Here is a 22106-nt window from a genome sequence, read left to right as displayed (position 1 = left end):
CCTCTTGACGGTGCCTTGCATCGAAATTTGTACTGCTAAGTATGGGAACTCTAGGCACAACCGCCGCAGGTACATCAGGTTCGGGCGTCCTTGTGCGTATTTTCCATAAGGCCCACGCAGGTTGGAGACGAGTGGCGACGGTTGCCGCTGCCGGTCTTGCCATCGGGCTCGGCTACCACGTCGTCTTTGGGCAGAACGGCCTGACCGCCTATCAGCAGAAGAGCCGCGACGCGAAGATGCTGGACAGCCAGCTGAAGAGTCTCGCCAAAGAGAATGAGCTGTTGAAGGGCCACGTCGAGCGCCTGCAGAATGATCCCAACGCCATCGAGCACCAGGCTCGCGAAGAGCTCCACTATACCCGGCCCGGCGAGGTGATCTATACGCTTCCGGCGCCTCCAGCCACTGGCGCAAAGGATTCTGGCCATCAGCCGTAAGCCGCACCCTCTTATAGCCTTCCACACCCAGACCGTCGCATCATCGCGCAAAGCGTTCTCCTTCCTATAGGCTTCTTTGAGGAAGAAGGAGAGACTATGGAGTTCGATACCGAGACAGCCGCGCCGCGCCAGATCTACAACCTGCTTATTGGCCTGGTGGCGCCGCGGCCCATTGCGTTGGTCACCAGCATGAACGCGGACGGCGGACTGAACGCTGCTCCCTTCAGTGCCTACAACTACCTGTGCACCGATCCTCCCATCGTCGGAATCGGCGTAACCGACCGTCCGGCAAGCAGCTTTGTGCCGAAGGACACCGCGCGGAACATCCGCCGCACTGGCGAGTTCGTCGTGAATGTTGTGACCGAGGACCTCGCCCAGCAGATGAACATCTGCGCTACCGATTTCCCCGCAGAGATATCCGAGCTCGATATGGCGAACCTTGCGACAACACCCTCATCGGTCGTCCGGGTTCCGCGCATCGCGCAGGCCCATGCCGCGCTTGAGTGCCGCGAATACACCACGATGGAGATCGGCCGGTCGCGCATCATTCTTGGCCGCGTCGTCTCCATCTTTGTGGAAGACCCGTACGTCGATCCCGCCGGCCCCTATGTGCGCGCCGACGAGCTGCACGCAATCGGAAGGATGAACGGGCTGGGCAACTACGTCCGCACCCGCGACAGCTTCATGACCATTCCGCGTATCCCTTACGAGGAGTGGAAGAAGAACCGCCCGTAGCCGGCAAAGAGCTAGGAGAGGAACTGGCGCAGCCAGGGATCATCGCTGCGGACGAGCTCCCGCGTGTTTCCATCGAAGACGACTCTCCCCTCGTTCAGTACCAGGAACTTCGTGCTCTCGTCGATGCCGCCGTCAGGAAGAGGCTCCATCTTCTCTGTCTCCGGATTGAAGCGGTTCATCGCCAGCGTGAAGGCGTCCTGCAGGCGATGCGTGATCATCAGTGACGTGGTGTGGCTGACGTCGCGTTGCTTCATCACCAGCTCGATGATCGTCGTCGAGGTAATTGGGTCAAGGCCGCCCGTGGGGGAGTCGTACAGGATCAAATCCGGCTGCGAGATAATGGCGCGCGCAATGGAGACACGCCGCCGCATTCCACCGGAGAGCTCCGGGGGAAACTTGGCAATCGCCTGCTCCAGTCCGACGAACCTGAGGGCCTCGACCACCCGATCGTGGGCCTCTTCCTCCGGCACGAGGTCCTCGTGTAGCCGATACGCAACATTGTCTTCGACCGAAATGGAGTCGAAGAGCGCCGACTCCTGAAAGACCATGCCGATGCGCGCCCGCAGCTTGAATAGCTCGGTTTCAGGCATCCTCGTAATGTCCTGGCCGAAGACGTGGATAGTGCCAGAGTCGGCCTTCAGCAACCCGTCAGCCAGCTTCATCAGCACCGACTTGCCTCCGCCCGCCGGTCCGAGGATGATGCGGGTCTCGCCGTGCGCGACGGTGAAGGAGATGTCTTCGAGGACCGGTTTTACGTCGAAGGTGATCGAGACGTTGTCGAAGACGACCACAGGATCCCGCTCGACCGGCTGGTCTTGATGCACATCGTCGCGGGTGAGGAGGTCTTCCGCCATGGCTGCCCTTTACCTGCCGAAGATGCCGATCATCGCGCGGCTCACGATGAAGTCCACGATGATGATGAAGACCGAGGAGACGACTACGGCCTGCGTGGTCGATTTACCGACGCCCTGAGTTCCGCCCTTGGTCGTCATGCCGAAGTAGCATCCCACCGTGGCGATGATGAACGCGGAGAACAGAGGCTTGGTCAGCCCCTGGACCACATCGGCGTACTGCAGTGCACGGTAGGAGTTGTGAAAGTAGGAGGATGCGTTTAGACCCATCAGCGTTACGCTCACCAGCGCGCCTCCGGCGATTCCCACGGCGTCCGCAATGATGGTTAGGAAGAAGAGCATGAAGACCGTCGCGTAGAGCCGAGGCGTCACCAGTTTGCGTAACGGATCGGTCCCCAGGGCGCGCATCGCGTCGATCTGTTCTGTTACCTTCATGGAACCGATCTCCGATGCCATGCCGGAGGCATTGCGGCCCGAAACCATCAGGCCGGTGAGCACAGGGCCAAGCTCCTTCACCATCGAGAGGGCGACCAGATTTCCGGTCAGGCTGATGGAGCCGAACTGCCGCAAAGATGTCGCCGATTGCAGGGCGAGAACGCAGCCGGTGAAAAAGCCCGTCAGGATGATGATGGGCATGGACCCGACGCCTATCGAGTCCATCTGGGTGATGATGTCGGCCATATAGCGCGGCCGGGAGAAGAAATTGGCGATCGCGTGCCACGACAGGATGGAGTACTCCTGAATGGCCGCGATCTTCTGTTTGGCGAAGTCCTCTGGAGAGACGAAGGGCATGTCGTATCTGTGGCTCAGAGTATCAGATGCAGAGGCCTGACGAGGAGATTGCATGTCATTGAGCCAATTCGAGGTATGGGAATAGGAATGTACCCCGCAAGATGAGAAGATAGATGAGATGGTTTACGAGATGACAGCGGCGGTGCTGTACGGCAAGGAAGACCTGCGTCTGGAGCGCATGGCAATTCCTCGACCTGCGCCCGGCGAGCTGATCGTCCGTGTCGGCGCCGCCCTTACCTGTGGGACGGACCTGAAGGTCTATCGCCGCGGCTATCACGCCATGATGCTGAAGCCACCCATCCCGTTTGGCCATGAGCTGGCCGGCGTGGTCGCCAAGGTGGGCAAGGGCGTAACCAGTTTCCACGAGGGGGACCGTGTCGTTGCCCTCAACTCCGCGCCCTGCGACACCTGCTTCTTCTGCAGGCACGGGCAGCAGAACCTCTGCGAGCATCTCCTATTCAACAACGGGGCCTACGCCGAGTACATCCGCATCCCCGCGCGCATCGTCGAGAAAAACACCCTGCTGATTCCTGACGGCGTTCCCTTCGAGCATGCCGCTCTCACCGAGCCGCTGGCCTGCGTCGTTCATGGCCTCGAAGAGACGGGTGCGCGGCATGGCGACACGATGGTGGTCATCGGCGCCGGCCCGATCGGCCTGATGTTCATGCACGTCGCCGAGTTGGCAGGGCTTCGTGTCATAGCCGTGGTCAAGCGCGACGATCAGGTCTCTACGGCCAGGCTTTTCGGTGCCCGAGAGGTCGTGCAGATCAGCACAGTGGACGATGCGGTCGCCGCCACGCGCGCCCTCACCTCCGCAGCCCGTGGCGCAGACGCGGTCGTCGAGGCGGTCGCCACTCCGCTCACGTGGGAGTGGGCCGTCGACATGGTGCGGAAAGGCGGCATGGTCAACTTCTTCGGCGGCCCGCCCAGCGGGACGAGGGTCTCTCTCGACACCAACCGCCTGCACTACGGCGACATCACCCTGAAGGCCAGCTTCCACCACACGCCTGCCGCGTGCCGCTCCGCCTTCGACCTCATCGCCAGCGGCCGCTTCAAGTGTGCCGAGGCCATTACCGGCCGCGTCTCGCTCGAGCAGGTTCCTGAGGCTTTTGCCCGCATGTTGACCCGCACCGGCGGCTCGCGAGAGATCAAGACTGCTGTGGTTCCCGAAGGAGCGCCGCGTTGAACGAGCTAACGGCCAGCGAGCATGCGCTGCTGGGCGCTCCACTCCAGTACCTCACGCCGCTCGAGCGTCCTTCGCTCGCGGAGGCACAGGCATGGTGCCGAGAGCTGACTCGCACGCACTACGAGAACTTTCACGTCGCGACGGTCTTCCTTCCGCGCAAGGTTCGGCCGCACTTTGAGAGCATCTACGCCTACTGTCGCGTGGCCGACGACCTGGGCGACGAAGTCGATGATCCCGTGGTCTCAACGCGCCTGCTCGACGCCTGGGGCTCGATGCTGAATGAGTGCTATGACACTCCGGAGCGCTCCCTGCATCCGGTCTTCGTCGCTCTGCATGAGTCGATCAAGGCCTGCGATCTCCCCCGTCAGCTCTTCGCCGATCTGCTGATCGCCTTCAAGATGGATCAGGTCAAGACCGAGTACGAGACCTGGGAAGAGCTGCTGCAGTACTCTCACTACTCAGCCAATCCCGTGGGACGGCTCGTCCTGTTGGTCTGCGGCTACCGCGAAGAGTGGCTTGCTCTGCTCTCCGACAAGGTCTGCACGGCGCTGCAGCTCGCGAACTTCTGGCAGGACGTCGTGGAAGACAAGGAGCGCGGCCGCCGCTACCTTCCCGCAGAGTCGCTGGTGCGCTTCGGCGTAGACGAAGGGCAGATCGAAGGGCGCGTCTTTACTCCCGAGTTTGGAGCGATGGTAAAGGACCTGGTCGTGCGGACGCGCGCAATGCTTGCTGAAGGCGGCAAGATCAGCCGCCACGTCGACCGCGAGCTCGCCGTCACACTCAACCTCTTCCGCAAGGGCGGCAACGCTATTCTGGACGGCATCGTGGAGCAGGACTATGACGTTCTGCGCGGCCGTCCTGTCGTCTCGAAGGCGAAGAAGCTCAGCCTTCTTGTCAGCGCTCTCATGGAAAAACTTCGTACAAGGTTAGCACGGTGACGATTCCCGAAGCCTACACAGCCTGTCGTGAGATAGCAAAGCGCGAGGCAAAGAACTTCTACTACGCCTTCCGCGTTCTGCCCGAGCACAAGAGCAACGCCATGTGCGCCATATACGCCTTCATGCGCCGCGCCGACGACATCGCCGACGATGAGTCCATGTCGGTGGAGCAGCGCCGCGCCGTGATGACCGAGTGGACCGAGGCGTGGCGTGCGTCCCGTCGCGGCGCGGCGACTGACGATCCCGTCTTTATCGCTCTGAACGACACGCAGCGCAGGTTCGAGATTCCGGACACACTGCTTGAAGAGCTGGTGCAGGGAACCACGATGGACCTTGAGCCTCGTCCAGTGAACGCGGGCGAGATCCAGACCTTTGCGACCTTCGATGACCTGTATCGCTACTGCTATCTGGTCGCTTCGGTCGTTGGTTTGGTCTGCATACGCGTCTTTGGCTACAGCGATCCTCGTGCCGAAAAGCTCGCCGAAGAGACCGGCGTCGCCTTCCAGCTCACCAACATCCTTCGCGATGTGAAAGAGGACGCGGAGCGTGGACGCATCTATCTGCCGCTCGATCTCCTGCAGCAGTTCCATGTGCCTTTGGAGCGAGTCCGCGAGCTTGCCTTCAACGCTCCAATGGACAGAAACGAGCGCGATCTTTTGAATGAGATCGGCCAGCGCGCCGAGCGGTACTATCGGTCGGCCGATGAGCTGCTTCCTCTGATTGATGCCGACAGCCGCGGCGCGCTCTGGGTGCTGGTGACGATCTACCGTGGCTTGCTTCAGCGAATCGAGCGCAGCCGCTACGAGGTCTTTCGCGAGCGTATTAGCGTTCCCACGCCGGAGAAGCTCTGGATTCTTGCGCAGGGAGCGGCGATATCGCTCACCAATCGGGTGCTCGCTTGAGCCAGGCGGCGCATCGCGACGTCATCGTCGCTGGTGCGGGAGTGGCTGGTCTGTCGGCTGCGGTGGCGCTGGCGCAGGCCGGAGCGTGCGTCACGCTGCTCGAGCGCAGGCCGTACATCGGTGGCCGCGCGTACTCTTACGAGCATCCTGCGCTTGAAGAGACGATCGACTCGCAGCACGTCGTGCTCGGTTGTTGCACCAACATCCTTGACCTTGCTCGGCAGGCAGGAATGGCCGATACGATTCGCTGGTACGACGAGCTGGTGTTTCTTGAGCCGAATGGCCGGCGCAGTTTGCTGCGTCCTGGCTCGCTGCCTGCGCCTTCGCATCAGACGATGAGTTTTTTACGCGCGCCGATGTTGAATCTTGCTGACAAGGCCGCGATCGCGTCGGGGCTTCTGCGTTTTCTGCGCGGCTATCCGGCAGATGACTCGGAGAGCTTTGCATCATGGTTGAAGCGTACAGGTCAGACCGAGCGCGCCATTCGCCACTTCTGGGAACCTGTTGTCGTTGGGGCGCTGAACGACAGTTTCGAGCGCTGCTCGGTGAAGTACGCGGGCAAGGTCTTCCACGAGTCGTTTCTGCGTTCGCCCGAGGCTGGGCGACTTGGCGTTCCGGCCGCGCCGCTTACGGAGTTCTTCGCGCCTATCGTTTCTCTTGCGGAGCGTCATAGCGTCGATGTGCGCGTGAAGACTGGCGTTGAGGCGCTTCAGCGGACCGCAGACGGCCGATGGAGCGTGCAGGCTGCGGGGACTGCGTTCAGCGCGGATTCGGTGGTGCTGGCTACTGACTTCAAGCAGACTCGGTCGCTGTTGAGCTCGCTTGAGTCGTCGGAAGAAGAGCGGGCGCGAATGGCAGCGGGCTTTGACCAGTTTGTTCCGGCGCCGATCACGACGATTCATCTCTGGTACGACCGCGATGTTACGGGGCTCGATCACGCTGTGCTGCTCGATACACGAATCCAGTGGGTCTTTGTGAAATCGCGGATTCGCCGCTGGCCGGTGGAACGCGGCTGCTATCTGGAGCTTGTGATCAGCGCGTCGTGGCCTGAGCTGGAGATGGGAAGGGAAGAGATCCTTGCTTCGGCCATCGCCGAGTTCGAGACGTTCTTTCCCGCTGCGCGCGAGGCGAAGCTGGTGAAGACCGGCGTGCTCAAAGAGGCTCGTGCGACCTTCTCGGTCACTCCTGGGCTCGATCGTTACCGACCGCAGCAGACGACGCGCTGGCCTGGACTCTTCGTCGCGGGAGACTGGACTGCGACGGAGTGGCCTTCGACGATGGAGGGCGCTGTTCGCAGTGGGCGGCTCGCTGCGGGCGCTGTGGTGGGCGACAGGCTGCGGTTTATGGCTCCTGAGCTGCCCGCGACCGGCTTGATGAAGCTCTTCTAAACCTCCGGCTACCCCACCCCTCCCCCTTGTTGGTGCAAGCCATTTGTTTTCATTGGCATGCGAGATTTGCACAGGCCAAAATATTGAAAACAGGTGTTTTAAAGGCAAAAATATTGAAACTAAATGGTTTATAGGTGTCGTTTCTGAATGGGTGAGAGGAGCGTAATCTCTCTTCATTTCCAGTGTATCGAAGTGGGGGTAATTAATCGGCACTTTGCTGAGTACCGATTAATGGTTGGTTTTCTGGGGTTTGCGGGGATTTCCTCAACTGGCTCTTGACAGAAAACTCAGCGGGTTCAGTTTCCCCAGTGGTCCGATTGAATCGGCTTTGCTGGGTGGAGGTCTGAGCCGGATAACTCTGAGGAGGAGAACTCCGTCGTCTCTTTCGGCCTCAGGGTCATGCTTATTCGAGACAGGCTAAGCGGCAGGCACATGAAGAGGGCGTAGAAAGAGAGCCAACGGACCGGGTGGGCGAAAAAGTACAGGATCGCGAAGATCCCTATCGCAACGGAAAGGGTCTTCACGACCGGGTGCGCGAGAAGCCTGCGGGGAAGATCGAGGAAGGCACTGGACCAGGCTCCGGAGCGGACGCCTCGCTGCAGGAGCCACTCTCCGAGAAACCCGGCTGCCAGAGAGACTGCGATGACCGTAACGCAGGGCGTTTTTATGCTGGCGGAGAGGCGCTGGCCTTCGGGCTGGTGCCATGACTGTACGGCCATCGCAATGACCGCTACGGTTACTGCGATGTTCGAGATGCCGATGAACCAAAGCAGCTGCATCGGCTTCAGTCGCGACGTCATGGACAGGAGTGTAGCATCCGGGCGGACGCCTACTTCGAGATCAGCACCACTCCCAGGCATACAAACAACACCGCGAGCCACCTGCGGCGATCCACCTTCTCATGCAGAAACAGCTTCGCTGCGATGGCGTTGCCGATGTACGTGAGCGAAGCGATCGCGGGCGCTGCAAGCGAGAGCTCTACGATCGAAAGCGTGTAGAGCATGGCGAAGAAGTTGAGGGCCATGCAGAACGCTCCGATGAGGAACATGGGAGAGGACAGGACCGCGCGAATGGCTCCGGGAAGGCCGCTCCGCTCGCGAATGATATCGAGATCGCCCAGCTTCCGCATTGCGGCGGCGATCAGCACCTCCCCCGCAACAGCAATGGCGACGACGCCGGCGATGGAACTCCACGTCTGAAGCGCGCTGGTAGCGGGTGCCATCAACGTCCCGCTCCTGAGTCCATCAGATCGAGGTCAGGATGGGTATCGTGCTCCGTCCGCGAGGGGCCGTTGGCGACGAAGCCCACGGCGCAGACGATCAGCGCAATGCCGGTCCAGCGATAGATGGAGAGGTGTTCGTGCAGCCAGAAGCGGCTGAGCAGCGCCACGACGACGTAGCCGAAGGCAGTGGCGGGCATGACGAACGTGAGGTCGGCCCAGGAGAGGGCGGTCATATAGCTGGCGAAGAAGCCGATCAGGAGCACGATTCCGGCGATGACGAAGGGGTTGAAGAGCGCGTGCCAGAGGAGGCCGAGGTGATGGAGGTCGACGGCGCCCACCTGCGCCATGCCGCGGGAGAGGAGCGTGTCTCCTACAGATGCGGTGAGCATGATGGTGATGAGGATGGCGTACTGGGAAGGCTTGAGCGCGTGCTTCATAAAGAGAGTGGCCGCGCGATCTCAAACGAGATGCGCGGCCTTTATCAAGGGTATCAAAGTGCGATGTTTAGGGCTTGGTGACCTTGAGGTCGCTCACGGTCGCGTCGGTATTGTGTGCGAAGCGGATCCCGTAGACGCCGTCGGTCGACTTCAGCTTGCCTGCGGTCACGAGGTCGGACTTTTCGAAGGTCTTCACCACGGTGCCGTTGATGATGCAGGAGACCTTGGCGCCTTTGACCTGCATGGCGATCTCCTGGGTGACGGGCTGGCCTACTCCTGCGGCCTTGTGGACGGCCTCACTGGGCTCTCGACGGCCGTTGAGCTGAAAGGGCTCCGGCCCGAAGCCGCGGACGATGAAGTTTCCATTGCCGTAGGCCGCGCAGTAGACGTAGCTCTGGTCCGGGGTGCCCAGGCCGTTGCCCGCGATTACGATTCCGTAGGGATGCGGGTGGGTGTTGAGGTTCATGAACTTCGGCTCGGTGAAGGTGGCGGAGACGGTGTAGTCGCCCTTGGCCACGTTTTTCGGGTTCCAGTAGGTGATGGCGGGGCCGGTCATCACCTCGAGGGTCTTTCCGTCGGCCGCGAGCTTCGCATCGTTGACGCTCTGACCGGCCTTCTCGGCATCGGCGTCGATCTTTCCCTGCCAGCCTGGAACGCTGATGCCTCCGCCCGCCACCTTGCGGTTGGTTTCGGGAGACTCCTGTGCCTGGGCTGTTGCAACAAAGACACACGCAAACGAGGCGAGCACAACATATCGCAGGACGTTCATCATAGGTTTCCCTTCAAATTGGAGTTGCAACTCCGCTGTAGTATAGCGACGTGGGACGAACGACAGCGTCTGGAATCATTTGGTAGCGTCGGAGTAGACATGAGCCGCGTTCTGCTGATTGGAAGTGACACCGAGGTGAGCCGCGCGGTCGGCACCGCGCTCTCAGAGATGGACCTGCCCGCGGAGTACTCCGCCGGACACGCCGACGCGCTGCAGCGGTTGCGGCTTCGGTCGTTTGGAGTCGTCATGACCGATCCTGCCTGCACGCTCGACGAGGACCTGGCCCTGCTTGAAGAGATTCGTCAGATCAGGCCCGGCATCAAGTGCATCGTTCTCGCGCAGCGGAGCACGCCGGAGGAGGTGATTGCCGCCCTGCGCGCGCGCGTCTTTGCCTGCTTCACGCCGCCGTTCGATGTGACCGAGATCTCCTGCCTGGCCCGGGCTGCCGCATCCGACTCGCAATGGAGTGACGACATCCAGATTCTGTCTGCCCGGCCGGGATGGGTCTCGGTTCGGGTCAACTGCCGCATCATCACCGCCGAGCGGCTGTTGACCTTCGCCCGGGAGCTGAGTGCGAAGCTGCCCGACGACATCCGCCATGAGATGCTTGTCGGTCTGCGGGAGATCCTTATGAATGCGATGGAGCATGGCGCGGCCTTCAACCCCGAGCAGGTGGTTGAGCTGACGGGCGTGCGCACTGGCCGCTCCATGGTCTACTACGTGCGCGATCCGGGGGCGGGTTTCCGCCGCGATTCGCTCGCTCACGCCGCCACAGCCGATAGAGACGGCGATCCTGTGGCACATATCGAGAAGCGTGAGGAGTTGGGAGTTCGGCCCGGAGGATACGGTATGCTCCTCGCTGCCGGTACCGTCGACGAGCTGATCTACAACGAGATCGGCAACGAGGTCATTCTGATCAAGTATGTCGATCCGGCCGTAACTGCTCTTCTCACCTAGAGTTCAGGGGCATCTCAAAACGATCTCGAAAACAGAAAAGGCGGCCGGTTTTGAGCCAGCCGCCTTCGTGGTCTTGATGTGCGTGGGACTTACGCGTTCATGCTCACCGATTCCTGCTGCTTCAGCGCCTTCTCCTCGCGCTTGGCGCGGGCGGCGCGGTTGCGCTCGGCACGCAGCTTCAGGAAGCTCTTGGCTTCGACGTAGAGGCGGGGAACATCGCGGTTGACGATGGCCTTCCAGACGACGCGGGCCGCGGCCTTGGGGCGGAAGTAGTACTCGTCGTAGAACTTGTGCACCATCTCCATGACGTACTCGGTGGGAAGGCCGGGGTACTCGATGTGCGCCATCTGGTGACCGCCGCCGTCTTCCATCTTCTCGTTGGTGATGAAGTTGTTGCGCTTGGCGAAGTCGTAGAACTCGGTGCCGGGGTAGGCGTGGGCGACGGAGACCTGGATGGTCTCGCAGTCCAGCGTCTTGGCGAAGTTGATGGTGTTGCGGATCGACTCCTTGGTCTCGCCGGGAAGGCCGAGGATGAAGTCGGCGTGGATGACGAGGCCGAGGTCGTGGCAGTCCTTGACGAAGTCGCGCGCACGTTCGACGGTGGCGCCCTTCTTGATGTTCTTGAGGATCTGCGGGTCGCCGGACTCGAAGCCGACGATCAGCAGGCGGCAGCCGGCCTCCTTCATGGCCTTCAGGGTCTCGCGGTCGGTGGTGACGCGCGAGGTGCAGGACCAGGTGATGCCGAGCGGCTTGAGCTTCGAGCAGAGCTCGATGGTGCGGGCCTTCTGAATGTTGAAGGTGTCGTCGTCGAAGAAGAACTCCTTGACGTCGGGGAAGTTCTCCTTCGCCCACTTCATTTCAGCGGCGACGTCGTCGCTCGAGCGCTTGCGCCAGGCGTGGCCGGAGAGCGTCTGCGGCCAGAGGCAGAAGGTGCACTGCGCCGGGCAGCCGCGCGTCGAGTAGAGCGCGATGTAGGGGTGCAGCAGGAAGGGCACGTTGTAGCGAGTGACGTCCATGTCGCGCTTGTAGATCTTGGTGGCCCAGGGCATGGCGTCCAGGTCCTCGACCTGCGGGCGGTCGGGGTTGTGCTGGATGACGCCGCTGGCGTCTTTGTAGCTGATGCCGAGGATCTCGTTCAGGGGCTTGCCGTTGGCGAACTCGACGGTGGAGAAGTCGAACTCGCGGCGACAGACGAAATCGATGACTTCGCATTCGTTCAGGGCGCGATCGGGATCAGTGGTCACCGGCGGTCCGACGAAGGCGATCCTAATGGAGGGATTGGCCTTCTTGATGGCACGCGCCAGAGCGTGGTCGCCGGCCCAGCCCACGGTTGAGGTGAAGAGCACCAGAAACTCGTAGCCCTTGGCGATCTCGATGGTCTCCTCGGCCGAGACGTGGTGCGGCGGGGCATCGAGCAGGCGCGAGCCTTCGAGCATACCGGCCGGATAGGCCAGCCATACCGGATACCAGTAGGACTCGATCTCGCGGGTAGCGGGCCAACGGGAGCTGGCGCCGCCGTCAAAGTTCTCAAAGGAGGGCGGGTTTAGAAACAGTGTCTTCAGGGGCATGATCAACTTCCATTTTACCATTCGGTAACGGTTCGGAGGGCGTCAAATTGCCCCCTGTGGGGGCTATGGCTTTGTCTCCGTGGAGGTTGCCGTCGCCTGATTGTTCTGGTCGAAGAAGACCAGCCAGTGCTTACCGCGCAGTGGAGCCAGGGTCGACCGGTAGACGAAGACATGGTCGCAGTTGGCGATCAGCTGAACACCAAAGGCGCGGCACGGCCGATCCACTTCGCCCGGTTCCCCCATCATCTGCTTCACCTGCATCTCGCTGGACTTAGGCCGGATCGCGGGGAAGTCGCCGTCCAGCCGCCAGTCAGCGATGATCGCCATGCCCAGCGCTGTCATCAGCAGCAGAGCAAGGACAGTCACGATGGCGGGCCAATTCTTCATTGCGGTTTTGATGCATCCAGTGCCTGAGACTGCGCTGCGGATTTCAACCAGTTCTCCAGGTCTCCGGTCTGACGCATCAGGTTGATCTGGGCCTGCTTCATCTGGAAGCCGGCCTCCAGGTACGCCAGATACTTCTCGCGCTCGGCGATGCGCGAGCTCTGCTCGTCCTTCGGCGTCATCTGCTGAGCGGAAGAGTTTCCGGTGCCGGCGTTTAGCTCGACCAGCATCACGTCCAGCTGCTGCTGGGCGAGCTGCTGGTCCAGGCCGGCGACCTCGGCCCGCGCCGCCAGCTCTGCCGTCACATGGCGAACCCTCAGCCTGCCCTCGAGAAACTGATCGCGGGCCGCCTCTGCATCATGCTGCGCGCGAGCGGCATCAGCCGCGGACTCACGGGCCTTCGCCTTGTGCACGGCGTCAAAGACCGGAAGGGTAATCTGGATACCGATGCCCGCGTTGTTGTGCTGGAAGTTTGAGTAGTAAAGGTCGTAATTATTGATCTTGGAGAAGCGGCTGTACTGTGCCACGAAGTAGATCTGAGGCCGCCAGAGGTAGCGGTCGTCGCCGAACGCCGTCTGCTGCTTGGCTTTGGCGACGGCGTAGGCCGACTCCACGGCGGGGCTCGTCATCGGCCCAAGAGGAGCGTCATCTGTTGCGGGCGGCGTGAGCTCGGGGATGCTCGACGAGACAACGCTCAGCCCGGCTGCGGGAAGGCCCGTCAGACGCGCCAGGTGCTCCCGGTCAGCCTCCGTAACGTCCTCGGCGCGCAGCCGTGCCAGGCGAATCTGTGCCGCCGTCAGACGCGCCGTCGTCAGGTCGATGGGCGTGTCCTGACCGGCATCCAGCCGGTCCTGAACGATCCTCACCAGCCGCGCTGCGTAGTTGTTCTGGTCGCCCAGAGCCGCCTGCCGCTGCTGATCGCGATCGAGCGCAAGGTAGGTGATGGCTGCGTCCTCCGCCACCGCCTGCCGGACGTCGCGGAGCGCAAGATTGGCTGCGTTCAATGAGGCTCGGGCCGCGCGAACGTAATCCTGCTGGGAATAGTTGAAGATCAGCGACTGCGAGTTGACGTTGACGACCGACGGCTGGCCCACCGGAAAGCCATACGAATAGCCCAGCCCCGAACCGCCAACCAGCGTCGGAATATAGGCGGCGTTCATCTCTTCGAGCACCGCCTGTGCCTTGGCGGCCTCGGCCTCGGCTGCCTTCACCCTGGGGCTGTTCTTGAGGGCAAGGTCCACGGCCGTCGTGAACGAGATCTGTGCCACCGCCGGAATCTCCGCCAGCACAAGCACCAGCAATGCGATGGAGAGGCGTAGGGGAGAGATCATTCGTCCGGGAAGCTCCTGCGATATCGAGTGAAGTTCATGGTATCGCTTTTCGGCTCACATCCCCTGCGCTGCTTTGCGTGCAGGTGCATAGTTGGGTGCCAGCGCCGCCGCGGCGACATACTCGCGCTGCGCCCCGGGGGTGTCGCCGCGCTGCGCGAGCAGTTTGCCGAGCTGCTGATGGACCTTGAACGCGGGCGCGTCGTCGGACTTCGCCGGCGAGGCCAGATAGTCGCGCAGCAACCTCTCCGACAGGTCCGCCTGCCGGTGCATCTCGGTAAGAATGCTGGCCGCATCCACCAGCGCGGCGTTCTTCGTCCGGTTGGCGTCCACGCTGGAATCAAGCGCGGCAACCGCCTTATCGTACTGCGACGTCTGCTGGTAGAAGAGCCCCAGGTCGACCCAGGCCTCCGGCGTCTTTCCCGCGGCGACTGCGCTCTTGAACTCGGACTCCGCCGTGGCCATGTCGTTCTTCTTCTTGGCAATCATCGCAAGCAGCCAGTGCCCCCTGGCAGGGGAGCTCGCCATCAGCTGCGGGGCCAGCGTCTCGGCCTTGTCCAGCCCCCCGCCCACGATCGCGGGGGCGTCGACATAAAAGTGGCCGAGGTCGCTCATCGCCGTCACGTTCGCCGGATTCAACTGAATCGCCCGCTCGAAGGCAAGGTGCACCTTCTTTGCCAGCCCAAACGCGACGATCATGTGTGCCTGCGAGGCCTTCAGGCCATAGGCGCGGCCGAGCCACATCTGGTAATCGCTGTTGGAGGGGTCCTCCTGGGTCGCCTGTTCGCACTCCCGCACGGCGGGCTCGGCGATCTCCTGGGCGTAATCGACGCGGCAGAGCAGCTGGTGCGCCCGCGCATCGTGGGGGTCCGTCGTCAGCGCCCGTTTGAGCATCGCCGCCGCTTCGTCCACGCGGCCCTGCTTCAACAGCGCCTCAGCCTGAGCGTCATCGGCAAACAGACGTTCCGGCAGTGCAAGCATCATGCCCAGCAGGATCGTTAAACGCAGGAAAGACGGGGATAGAGGGAAGGCCATAGACTACTCGACGATCTTGACCGCAAGACCGTTCGACAGATCACGGTTGCTGGTCGCATTCAGCGCGACGATGTCCTTCTCGGTCAGGCCGCTGACGATCTCCATGCGCGTCAGGTTGAAGGCTCCGATCTTCACCGGCGTACGAACCAGCTTGCCCTGGACCACGCGGTAGACAAAGTCGCTTGCGCCCTCCGTATGAAGAGCCTCGCGCGGCACGCTGAGCACGTTGAAGCGCTGCGATGTGGTCACCGTCACCGTCACGTTGGTGTTCGGCAGAAGATCGCCCTGCGCATCATCCACTGTAATCAGGGACTCGCCGACGTTGCGGGTACCGTACGTGATCACCGTCGAAGGTGCGCGGCTGATGTGGCCATGCCAGGTCTGGTTGGGTTTGGCGTCCCATACGATCCTCACCGCCTGGCCCACGGCCAGCTTGCCGATCTCCGGCTCGTCGAAGTACGCGCGTACCTGGATGCGGTTGAGATCCGCAACGTCCATCAGATCCTCGCCTGCCGAAACAAAGTCATACTGCGAGACCGGAATCGAGTACACCGTGCCGTCGAGCGGCGTGCGGATATTTGCGTTCGCGTAGCTGTTCTGCGCCGCCGCGACCGCGGCCCGGGCATCGCCTAACTGCGCCTGTACCTTGCTCCGGTCCGTTGCGCTGTAACGATCTGTCTGCCGCTGCTGTACGTTGGCCAGGGTCGTGTTCGCGGCATCCAGGCGCTCCTGGGCGGAGGCTACCTCGCCCGCCGAGGCCGCTCCCTTCTGCTGCAGCTGCTTCAACGCGGCCAGGTCCTTTTCCGCCTGCTGCTTCTGCAGCTGCGCCCGGTTCAGGTCGGTTGAGAGCGTAATGCGCTCCTCCTGCGATCCACCCTGAGCCACGTCATTCGCCGTTGCCTGGGCGCTGCTCAGCGTGGCGTGCGCCGTGGCCAGCCGCGAGGCCGCATCGGCGTCATCCATCCTGATCAGAAGATCGCCCTTCTTTACCTTCTGGCCAACGTCGACGTAGATCTTCGTGACCACGCTCGGCGCAGGCGCATGCGCCTGAAAGTATTCGATCGGCTCCACCCGTCCGTTCGTCGAAACGGTGCTCAGCAGATTCTGGTGGGTCGCAGCTGCGGCGCGTATCTCCACGACATCGCGGGTAAATACGCGTATTCCCAGGATCCCGATGGCGACGACCGCCAGTACGGTTCCAGTCAGTGCGATAGGATTGAGGCGTCTTGTCTCGATCGTCGGCATCAGGTAGAACCGTTAGTATATAAGACGCGCCGCGGCGCAAGACGAACCAGACAAATTACTTCCGCCAGGGAATACGGCAGCTTACCTCGGGTCGACAACACCCACGGCGGCAATCGTTCTGGGTGAACTGGCCGCAATCCGAGCATCCACCAGCTCAAGCTCCAGCCCCGGATAGTACGGATTCATCTTCGCGCGAAGACGGTAGGCGAGGTCCAGTCTCGCACCCGCCGTCAGCGCCATCTCCCGGCACCGCGAGCTCCACTCCATGCCGCCGCGGCTCCATCCGACTGCGGAGAAGCGCGCTCCTCCGCAGTCGACCTCGATGGATACATGCCTCTCCTTGATCATCCGTACGTCGCGCGCAAGCGTTACGTCGCGAGTCATCAACAGAGGCTCACGATTTCCGATGCCAAACGGACCGCAGCGCTCCAGCCATGAATAAAACTCCGGCGTCAGCTCTTCCAGCCTCATCTCCACATCGCACTCCATCGGAGGAGCGAGCAGCTCCGCCGCCAGGAGCTCGCCGCTGTGGCGCTCCATGCGTTCGCGCAGCAGCGCCATGCGCTCGACCGGCAGCGAGAACCCCACCGCGTGCGCGTGCCCTCCAAATCGCGTGAACACCTCGCCATCTCCGTGCGTGGCCGTCAGAGCGTCCAGCAGGTGATAACCCTCGATCGAGCGCCCCGAGCCATGCGCATGCCCATCCTCATGCGTCAGCACCAGCGCCGGCCTGCCCGTGCGGTCGACGATACGCGAGGCAAGAATTCCCAGCACTCCGCGATGCCACTCCGCGTCGTCCATGACGAGGCACAAGGCAGGGAAGTGACCGTCCTCTCCGCGCAGCGCGGCCAGCCGGGCGTCGATCGCCTCCAGCGCCTTCGCCTCGGTCGCCCTGCGGTCGTCGTTCAGCCGGTTCAGCTTCGCGGCCAACTCGCGGGCAAGCTTGACATCGCGCGTCAGAAACAGCTCCACGACGTCGCTCGCCACATCCATGCGTCCCGCTGCATTGATGCGCGGCGCAATCCGGAAGCCTACCTCCGTCGCCGTGGGCGCGCGGTCCAGTGGAATCTGTGCCACCTCCATCAGGGCCCGCAGCCCTGCCTGCACTGGATTGCGCAGCTCGCGCAGTCCCAGCGCTGCGATCACACGGTTCTCGCCCTCGAGCGGCACCGAGTCCGCAATCGTCGCAATCGCCACGAGCTTCAGGAACGATGGCACCAGCGCCCGCTCCAGCCTGTGCCGCTCCGCATCGCTCTCGCACGCCGCGCGCAGAATCGCGTGCGCCAGCTTGAACGCCACCGCCGCCCCGCACAGCCCCTTGAACGGATATCCGCACCCCGGCTGCGCCGGATTGATCACCGCCACCGCCTCCGGAACTCCCTGCGCGTCGTCCGGCAGATGATGGTCCGTCACGATCAGGTCGAGGCCCAGCGCCTTGGCCTCTGTCGCAGCGGCAAACGCGCGAATCCCTGTGTCCACGCTGATCACCAGCCGTACGCCGGCCATCGCGGCATCGGCCAGCACGCCCGTCCGCATCCCGTAACCCTCTCGAATGCGATGCGGAACGTGATACCGCACCTGCGCAGGCTTGCCCTTCGGAGCGGTGCGCTCAATCGCCGTCTTCAGCAGAACCGTGGCGGTCGTGCCATCGACGTCGTAGTCGCCGTAGATCAGGATTGGCTCGCACTCGCGCACTGCGCGCTGAATCCGCTCAACAGCGGCCGCCATCCCCAGCATTTGCATGGGGTCAAACAGGTCGTCGAGCGAAGGCGCAAAGAACGCCTTCACCTTCGCCTCCTCCACAAACCCGCGTGCCACCAGCAGTCGAGCAATCCCGCGCGGACAGCCCACTGCCGCCATCACGCGCTCGATGGCAGCGTCATCCGCTGCGCACGTCACCCATTCGCGCTCGATCCCCACGTTGCTTTCGATCAACGCCCCTCGTCGTTCTCTCGGTCGTCCACGACGATGCCATCCAGGTCCGCCACCGTCTCCAGCAGGTCCTGAAAGCTGTCATACCAGTCCGTCGCCACCTCGAACAGAAACATCACGCCCTGGTGCGCAAAGCCCAGCTGCAGGTAGCCGATCTTGCCCACGTGCCGCACCAGCCGCTCGGCGTCTTCGATCTCCGGAGCCTCGTCGTCCGGGTACACCTGGTCGCGAATCCGCTCGATCAGCACGGCGATGTCCGCCTTCTCGAGCACCACCTCGCTCATCGTCAGAAACGGCGCGCCTGAGGCCTTCGCCAGCTCCACGAAGTCCTTCCAGCCGTCGGGGTTCTCTTCCTCGAACAGCACCGTTGGGACATCTTCGGAGATATAGCCGTTCATCCTTCGCATGCCGTGGCCGGCGATGAAGGCCACCATGTCGTCTTTGAGCGAGATGAGATTGTCTGATTGCATCGAAAGACTATTGTCTCAAAAAAACTCCCTCCCCTGCACTCATGGTTTCGACACGCCCGCAACCTCTCCGCGCCGGTAGAATCGTACCCAGATGTCTTTATTCGAGCACCACCCGAGGCCGTCTGGTACGGCAACGTCCATCCGCACGACGTCGACGAGATCGTCCAGGAGCACCTTGTTGGGGGCCGCCCCGTCGAGCGCCGCGCCTGCCCGAATCCTGCATCAACTCCGAGAGCTGTCCCCACCGCAACGGGGGCAAGCGGAAGTAGAGACACCACTGTCGGCCGGTTGACATCTGCATGTTATAGTCGAGTTAAACTCAACGGATCGGTCTCGGTTTCAAGTCAATGATCTTCTCTAAAGATTACGTAGGGTATCTGGCGCGCCAGACCGTAAAGCACCTCATCGCACAAAAGATGATCAAGACCGAAAAGCCTGCCCTGGTCGACGAGCGGGTCTCGGCAGCCATGGTCGATGAACTGGCGCTCGAAGACCGCATCAACGACGAGGTCCGGGTCATCCTCGAGGCCTTTCAGGATGACATGCGCAAGCACGGCGCAAGCTATCCGGAGATGTTCAAGAAGGTCAAAAACGAGCTTGCTCGCAAGTACAAGGCGGTGCTGTGAGAATCTCCCGCGACAAACTCAACAAGCTCGCCCACACCGTAGCCGACACCTTGGCCGAGATTCCCGAGGTGGACTTCCTCGAGGACCGCAACACCATCCGGCAGGAGGCCCGCAAGGCTCTCGAAAAGCTTCTCCTCGAGGAGACCAAGATCGACGCCGCCGCCCGCCAGAAGATCGCCTCGCAGCGCAAGATCATCCTCGAAGGCTCCCAGGAGTGGGACATCCTCTACCGCAAGTACTACAACGACGAGGTCAAGAAGCTCGGCATCTAGCTCTATCGCACACGGTCGTCATTCTGACCCTGAGGGAAGCCGAAGGGGAAGAATCGAAGTCGTTCGCATGAAGCGGCAGGACTCAAAGCAAAGCGAAACCTTCCACAGCAGGACATCCAAAATTTGGCCCCGAGCCAGTCCAGTCAGCAGATATTTCCTGCTATAATCAACTCATCGCAACAGAGAGCTATCTCTGTCATGGCGTTATGGTGTAACTGGTTAACACGTCGCCCTCTCAAGGCGAAGAGTCCGGGTTCGAGCCCCGGTAACGCTACCAAGCCTTCCTCTCAGAAACTTCGTCGCAGCCCTGCGAACAGCATATAGTGGAAGTGACGGCATCCCCTGCTGGCGCCATGGTGTAATCGGTTAACACGCGGCCCTTTCAAGGCTGAGAGTACGGGTTCGATCCCCGTTGGCGCTACCACCTCCGGTCCCTTCCCCCTTTACCTGAATCGTTTCCGGTCCGCCAATACCTTAGAACCTCCATCGTCCAGGCCGTCCTCGAGTCCTCCACACACACGCCTCCACCCTGAAGGCCGTCGTCGAGGACCTGAAAGCTCTCCCCTTGGTCCAGTCCGTAGAGTGGACCGAGACCGCCCCGAGACCGAATAGCAGCGCTGGTGCGACGTTCGCGGCAACCAGAAGTTCCCTGTTTGCAATCCAAGCTTCAAGTGGGCGCCCAGCCAGCTCAGTGCACAACTCGGCCCTTATCCATGAACCCAGCCGTCTCGTACGCGCGAAACCATCTCCCTGCACTCGTCATCCTCGCCGGCATTCTGGCGCTCTTCTTCTCGTTCTTTGTGAGCCAGTACTCTAACCGCGTCGGCCACGACCAGACGACCTGCCTCTTTGAAGCGCAGCGCTTCCTCGGCGGAGACGAGATCTACGGCCCCCGCCTCTCCGAGACCAATCCGCCCGTCATCATCTGGTTCTCGGCCGTCCCTCTACTCCTGGCACAGGGTCTCCATCTTGCTCCGGGGGCTGTCTTTCGCGTGATCGTCGCGGCGATGGTCCTCGTCGCGACTCTGTGGTGCACCTCTATCGTCTATCGCACCCGCTCCTCGGCCATTACCAACGCGTTCTCGCTCGGACTCCTCGGCTGCTTCACCGTCATGGTTCTCTTCGCCGTCGGCGGCTACGACTTCGGCCAGCGAGAGCACCTCGTCGTCATCCTACTGCTGCCCTATCTCCTGGCCTCGACCGCGCCCGATCCCTCGCGTCTCTTACTCTGGGAGCGGTGTGTAATCGGCACCTGCGCCGGCCTCGCCGTCTGGCTTAAGCCCCATTTCATCCTCGTCGTCCTCGCGTTTGAGTTCCTTCGCGCCATCCAGACACGCAGCTTCCGCCGTATCCTCTCACCGCAGATCATCTCCTTCGCCGCGACCGGCATCTTGATCCTTCTTCTCGTTCTGGTCGCCACGCCGCGCTACCGCACCCGCACGCTGCCGTTGCTCTTCGACACCTACTGGGGGCTCGGAACCTCCACCACCCTCGCCCTCGCAGTCAACTCCAGCGTATATCTCCTTCTGATCGGGATCCTCTTCATCGCGTGGTATCTCCTCCGCCGGCGTCTGTGCGATCCGGCGACCTCCTCCGGCCTGTTACTTGCCAGCTTCGCCGCCTTCATCGCCTATGACCTTCAGCACACCGACTGGCAATATCATCGGTATCCCTACCGGGCCTTTCTTCTCCTCGCCATCACGTGGCTCGGCATCGATCTGCTCTCTCCATACTTCGGGCGGCTCTCCCGGGCACGACGCCTCACCGGACTCTCCGCCGCCGCTCTTCTCCTCTGCGGCCTCTCGGGCCCGCTCAACGCGAAGCTTCCCAACCACGTCTACACCGAAGTGGACCCCGTCTTCTCGCGCCTGCCGCCCTCCACTACGGTCTATGCCATCTCTACCGGAGTGGTGCCTCTGGCCAGCGCCTACTACTTTCATCTCGACTGGGGAGGCCGCTTCGCCCATCTCTGGCTCATCCCAGCCATCCTGCAGAACGAGACCGGCGCCAAAAATCCCTCGGCGCCCTTCAAGCGCCTGCCGCCCGAGACCGTCGCCTACCTGGCCGATCTCCAGCGCCGTGAGACCACCGAGGATCTCAACCGGTGGCGCCCCAAGGTCGTCCTCGTCGAGCGCTGCCGTGTGGAGAGCACCTGCCAAGGCCTCGAAGGCAAGAACATCGACCTCCTGGCGTGGTTCGAGCGCAGTCCCGCCTTCGCTGCCGCCTGGTCGCAGTACCGCCGTCAGCCCTCCACCCTCGAACGATTCGACGTCTACACGCTCGCGCCATAGTGGGTGCTCCTTCCTCTCTTCGCCCAGGCGCCGAAGGCGCTGCTTTCTGCCAGCCTGCTTCCAAGGGCCAAAGGCCCGACCCATACCCGCATGGGGGCAACTCCCAGGGTAAGGGAAACGCGAAACCCAAGGGCTGAATGAAGGCCCGACCTGGCAACCCACTAGCTATCTCCTTATAAACAAAGCAAAAAGTCCGCCTTTTCAGCGAACACCTTGACACGACCTGCTATTCTTAAATCAGGAATAAAGCAAAGCCCGGCTTCACGAGCCGGGCTTTCGTCTTTGCACGTAACATGGAGAACACGCCGTACCGAAGTACCCGGCTATATTCTCTCGTTTGAATA

General features: G+C 62.1%; 23 protein-coding genes and 2 tRNA genes. 12 read left to right on the top strand and 13 right to left on the bottom strand.

The annotated features are described in order from the left end of the window. The first annotated feature begins 131 nt into the window (after nucleotides 1-131). Both Q363_RS12035 and Q363_RS12030 read left to right on the top strand, forming a co-directional pair. Nucleotides 132-434 carry an FtsB family cell division protein gene (locus Q363_RS12035; RefSeq protein ID WP_245632175.1) on the top strand — a complete coding sequence of 101 codons (303 nt, stop codon included), beginning with the start codon at nucleotides 132-134 and terminating at the stop codon, nucleotides 432-434. Between the two features lie 96 nt (nucleotides 435-530). Beyond that, the gene (locus tag Q363_RS12030; protein ID WP_035350379.1) at nucleotides 531-1169 is read left to right on the top strand and encodes a flavin reductase family protein; all 639 of its coding nucleotides are present in this window, start codon (nucleotides 531-533) and stop codon (nucleotides 1167-1169) included. Nucleotides 1170-1180: 11 nt separating this feature from the next. Here the strand turns inward: Q363_RS12030 and Q363_RS12025 are convergent, their stop codons facing one another. Further along, the gene (locus Q363_RS12025) at nucleotides 1181-2023 is read right to left on the bottom strand and encodes an ABC transporter ATP-binding protein (RefSeq protein ID WP_051978682.1); all 843 of its coding nucleotides are present in this window, start codon (nucleotides 2021-2023) and stop codon (nucleotides 1181-1183) included. A 9-nt stretch (nucleotides 2024-2032) separates the two neighbouring features. Further along, the gene (locus tag Q363_RS12020; RefSeq protein WP_035350378.1) at nucleotides 2033-2812 is read right to left on the bottom strand and encodes an MlaE family ABC transporter permease; all 780 of its coding nucleotides are present in this window, start codon (nucleotides 2810-2812) and stop codon (nucleotides 2033-2035) included. Nucleotides 2813-2930: 118 nt separating this feature from the next. Between Q363_RS12020 and Q363_RS12015 the strand changes: the two genes are divergently transcribed. Genes Q363_RS12015 through hpnE form a run of 4 tightly spaced genes read left to right on the top strand, consistent with a single transcriptional unit; the run spans nucleotide 2931 to nucleotide 7226 of the window. Further along, nucleotides 2931-3998, top strand: a complete 1068-nt coding sequence (locus Q363_RS12015; RefSeq protein ID WP_035350377.1) for a zinc-dependent alcohol dehydrogenase — start codon at nucleotides 2931-2933, stop codon at nucleotides 3996-3998. Beyond that, the gene (gene hpnC, locus Q363_RS12010) at nucleotides 3995-4936 is read left to right on the top strand and encodes a squalene synthase HpnC (RefSeq protein ID WP_035350376.1); all 942 of its coding nucleotides are present in this window, start codon (nucleotides 3995-3997) and stop codon (nucleotides 4934-4936) included. Before Q363_RS12015 ends, hpnC begins: the two co-directional genes overlap by 4 nt. Continuing rightward, entirely contained in the window at nucleotides 4933-5838 is a 906-nt protein-coding gene (locus tag Q363_RS12005) for a phytoene/squalene synthase family protein (RefSeq protein ID WP_035350375.1), read from the top strand. The genes hpnC and Q363_RS12005 overlap by 4 nt, the downstream gene beginning before the upstream one ends. Beyond that, entirely contained in the window at nucleotides 5835-7226 is a 1392-nt protein-coding gene (gene hpnE / locus Q363_RS12000; RefSeq protein ID WP_035350374.1) for a hydroxysqualene dehydroxylase HpnE, read from the top strand. Before Q363_RS12005 ends, hpnE begins: the two co-directional genes overlap by 4 nt. Nucleotides 7227-7522: 296 nt before the next feature. Here the strand turns inward: hpnE and Q363_RS11995 are convergent, their stop codons facing one another. From Q363_RS11995 to Q363_RS11980, 4 genes are all read right to left on the bottom strand, one after another. After that, nucleotides 7523-8026 carry a hypothetical protein gene (locus Q363_RS11995; RefSeq protein WP_035350373.1) on the bottom strand — a complete coding sequence of 168 codons (504 nt, stop codon included), beginning with the start codon at nucleotides 8024-8026 and terminating at the stop codon, nucleotides 7523-7525. A gap of 29 nt (nucleotides 8027-8055) precedes the next feature. Then, nucleotides 8056-8448 (bottom strand): EamA family transporter, encoded by a 393-nt coding sequence (locus Q363_RS11990; RefSeq protein ID WP_035350372.1) that lies wholly within the window; start codon nucleotides 8446-8448, stop codon nucleotides 8056-8058. Next, a complete protein-coding gene (locus Q363_RS11985) occupies nucleotides 8448-8885 on the bottom strand; it encodes an EamA family transporter (protein WP_035350371.1) in 438 nt (145 codons plus the stop codon). Before Q363_RS11985 ends, Q363_RS11990 begins: the two co-directional genes overlap by 1 nt. 67 nt (nucleotides 8886-8952) lie before the next feature. Then, nucleotides 8953-9657, bottom strand: coding sequence for a hypothetical protein (locus Q363_RS11980; RefSeq protein WP_051978681.1), 705 nt, complete (start codon nucleotides 9655-9657; stop codon nucleotides 8953-8955). A gap of 96 nt (nucleotides 9658-9753) precedes the next feature. On the opposite strand from Q363_RS11980, the gene Q363_RS11975 reads away from it, so the two are divergent. Then, nucleotides 9754-10611: an ATP-binding response regulator gene (locus Q363_RS11975; RefSeq protein WP_035350370.1), complete on the top strand. Its 858-nt coding sequence runs from the start codon at nucleotides 9754-9756 to the stop codon at nucleotides 10609-10611. Nucleotides 10612-10700: 89 nt separating this feature from the next. On the opposite strand, the gene hpnJ is transcribed toward Q363_RS11975, so the two are convergent. The 7 genes from hpnJ to Q363_RS11940 form a co-directional block, all read right to left on the bottom strand. Further along, nucleotides 10701-12179, bottom strand: coding sequence for a hopanoid biosynthesis associated radical SAM protein HpnJ (gene hpnJ, locus Q363_RS11970; RefSeq protein WP_035350369.1), 1479 nt, complete (start codon nucleotides 12177-12179; stop codon nucleotides 10701-10703). A gap of 63 nt (nucleotides 12180-12242) precedes the next feature. After that, a complete protein-coding gene (locus Q363_RS11965) occupies nucleotides 12243-12566 on the bottom strand; it encodes a hypothetical protein (protein ID WP_035350368.1) in 324 nt (107 codons plus the stop codon). After that, the gene (locus Q363_RS11960) at nucleotides 12563-13894 is read right to left on the bottom strand and encodes a TolC family protein (protein WP_035350367.1); all 1332 of its coding nucleotides are present in this window, start codon (nucleotides 13892-13894) and stop codon (nucleotides 12563-12565) included. Before Q363_RS11960 ends, Q363_RS11965 begins: the two co-directional genes overlap by 4 nt. Nucleotides 13895-13948: 54 nt before the next feature. Next, nucleotides 13949-14926, bottom strand: coding sequence for a tetratricopeptide repeat protein (locus tag Q363_RS11955; RefSeq protein WP_035350366.1), 978 nt, complete (start codon nucleotides 14924-14926; stop codon nucleotides 13949-13951). Between the two features lie 3 nt (nucleotides 14927-14929). Next, a complete protein-coding gene (locus Q363_RS11950; protein ID WP_051978680.1) occupies nucleotides 14930-16171 on the bottom strand; it encodes an efflux RND transporter periplasmic adaptor subunit in 1242 nt (413 codons plus the stop codon). An 81-nt stretch (nucleotides 16172-16252) separates the two neighbouring features. Further along, nucleotides 16253-18106: a single-stranded-DNA-specific exonuclease RecJ gene (gene recJ / locus Q363_RS11945; RefSeq protein WP_245632174.1), complete on the bottom strand. Its 1854-nt coding sequence runs from the start codon at nucleotides 18104-18106 to the stop codon at nucleotides 16253-16255. Beyond that, nucleotides 18103-18573, bottom strand: coding sequence for a hypothetical protein (locus tag Q363_RS11940; protein ID WP_035350365.1), 471 nt, complete (start codon nucleotides 18571-18573; stop codon nucleotides 18103-18105). The genes recJ and Q363_RS11940 overlap by 4 nt, the downstream gene beginning before the upstream one ends. Nucleotides 18574-18920: 347 nt before the next feature. Between Q363_RS11940 and Q363_RS45420 the strand changes: the two genes are divergently transcribed. From Q363_RS45420 to Q363_RS11915, 5 genes are all read left to right on the top strand, one after another. Next, nucleotides 18921-19199, top strand: coding sequence for a DUF507 family protein (locus tag Q363_RS45420; RefSeq protein WP_035350363.1), 279 nt, complete (start codon nucleotides 18921-18923; stop codon nucleotides 19197-19199). Then, nucleotides 19196-19471: a DUF507 family protein gene (locus tag Q363_RS45415; protein WP_035350361.1), complete on the top strand. Its 276-nt coding sequence runs from the start codon at nucleotides 19196-19198 to the stop codon at nucleotides 19469-19471. Before Q363_RS45420 ends, Q363_RS45415 begins: the two co-directional genes overlap by 4 nt. 200 nt (nucleotides 19472-19671) lie before the next feature. Next, a tRNA-Glu gene (locus Q363_RS11925) sits at nucleotides 19672-19748 on the top strand. Between the two features lie 70 nt (nucleotides 19749-19818). Further along, a tRNA-Glu gene (locus Q363_RS11920) sits at nucleotides 19819-19895 on the top strand. Between the two features lie 289 nt (nucleotides 19896-20184). Continuing rightward, nucleotides 20185-21762 carry a hypothetical protein gene (locus Q363_RS11915; RefSeq protein WP_035350359.1) on the top strand — a complete coding sequence of 526 codons (1578 nt, stop codon included), beginning with the start codon at nucleotides 20185-20187 and terminating at the stop codon, nucleotides 21760-21762. Nucleotides 21763-22106: the final 344 nt, after the last annotated feature.

Origin of the sequence: Edaphobacter aggregans DSM 19364 (assembly GCF_000745965.1) — a bacterium.
Taxonomy (GTDB): domain Bacteria; phylum Acidobacteriota; class Terriglobia; order Terriglobales; family Acidobacteriaceae; genus Edaphobacter; species Edaphobacter aggregans.
This window is presented reverse-complemented; position numbering and strand designations above follow the sequence as displayed.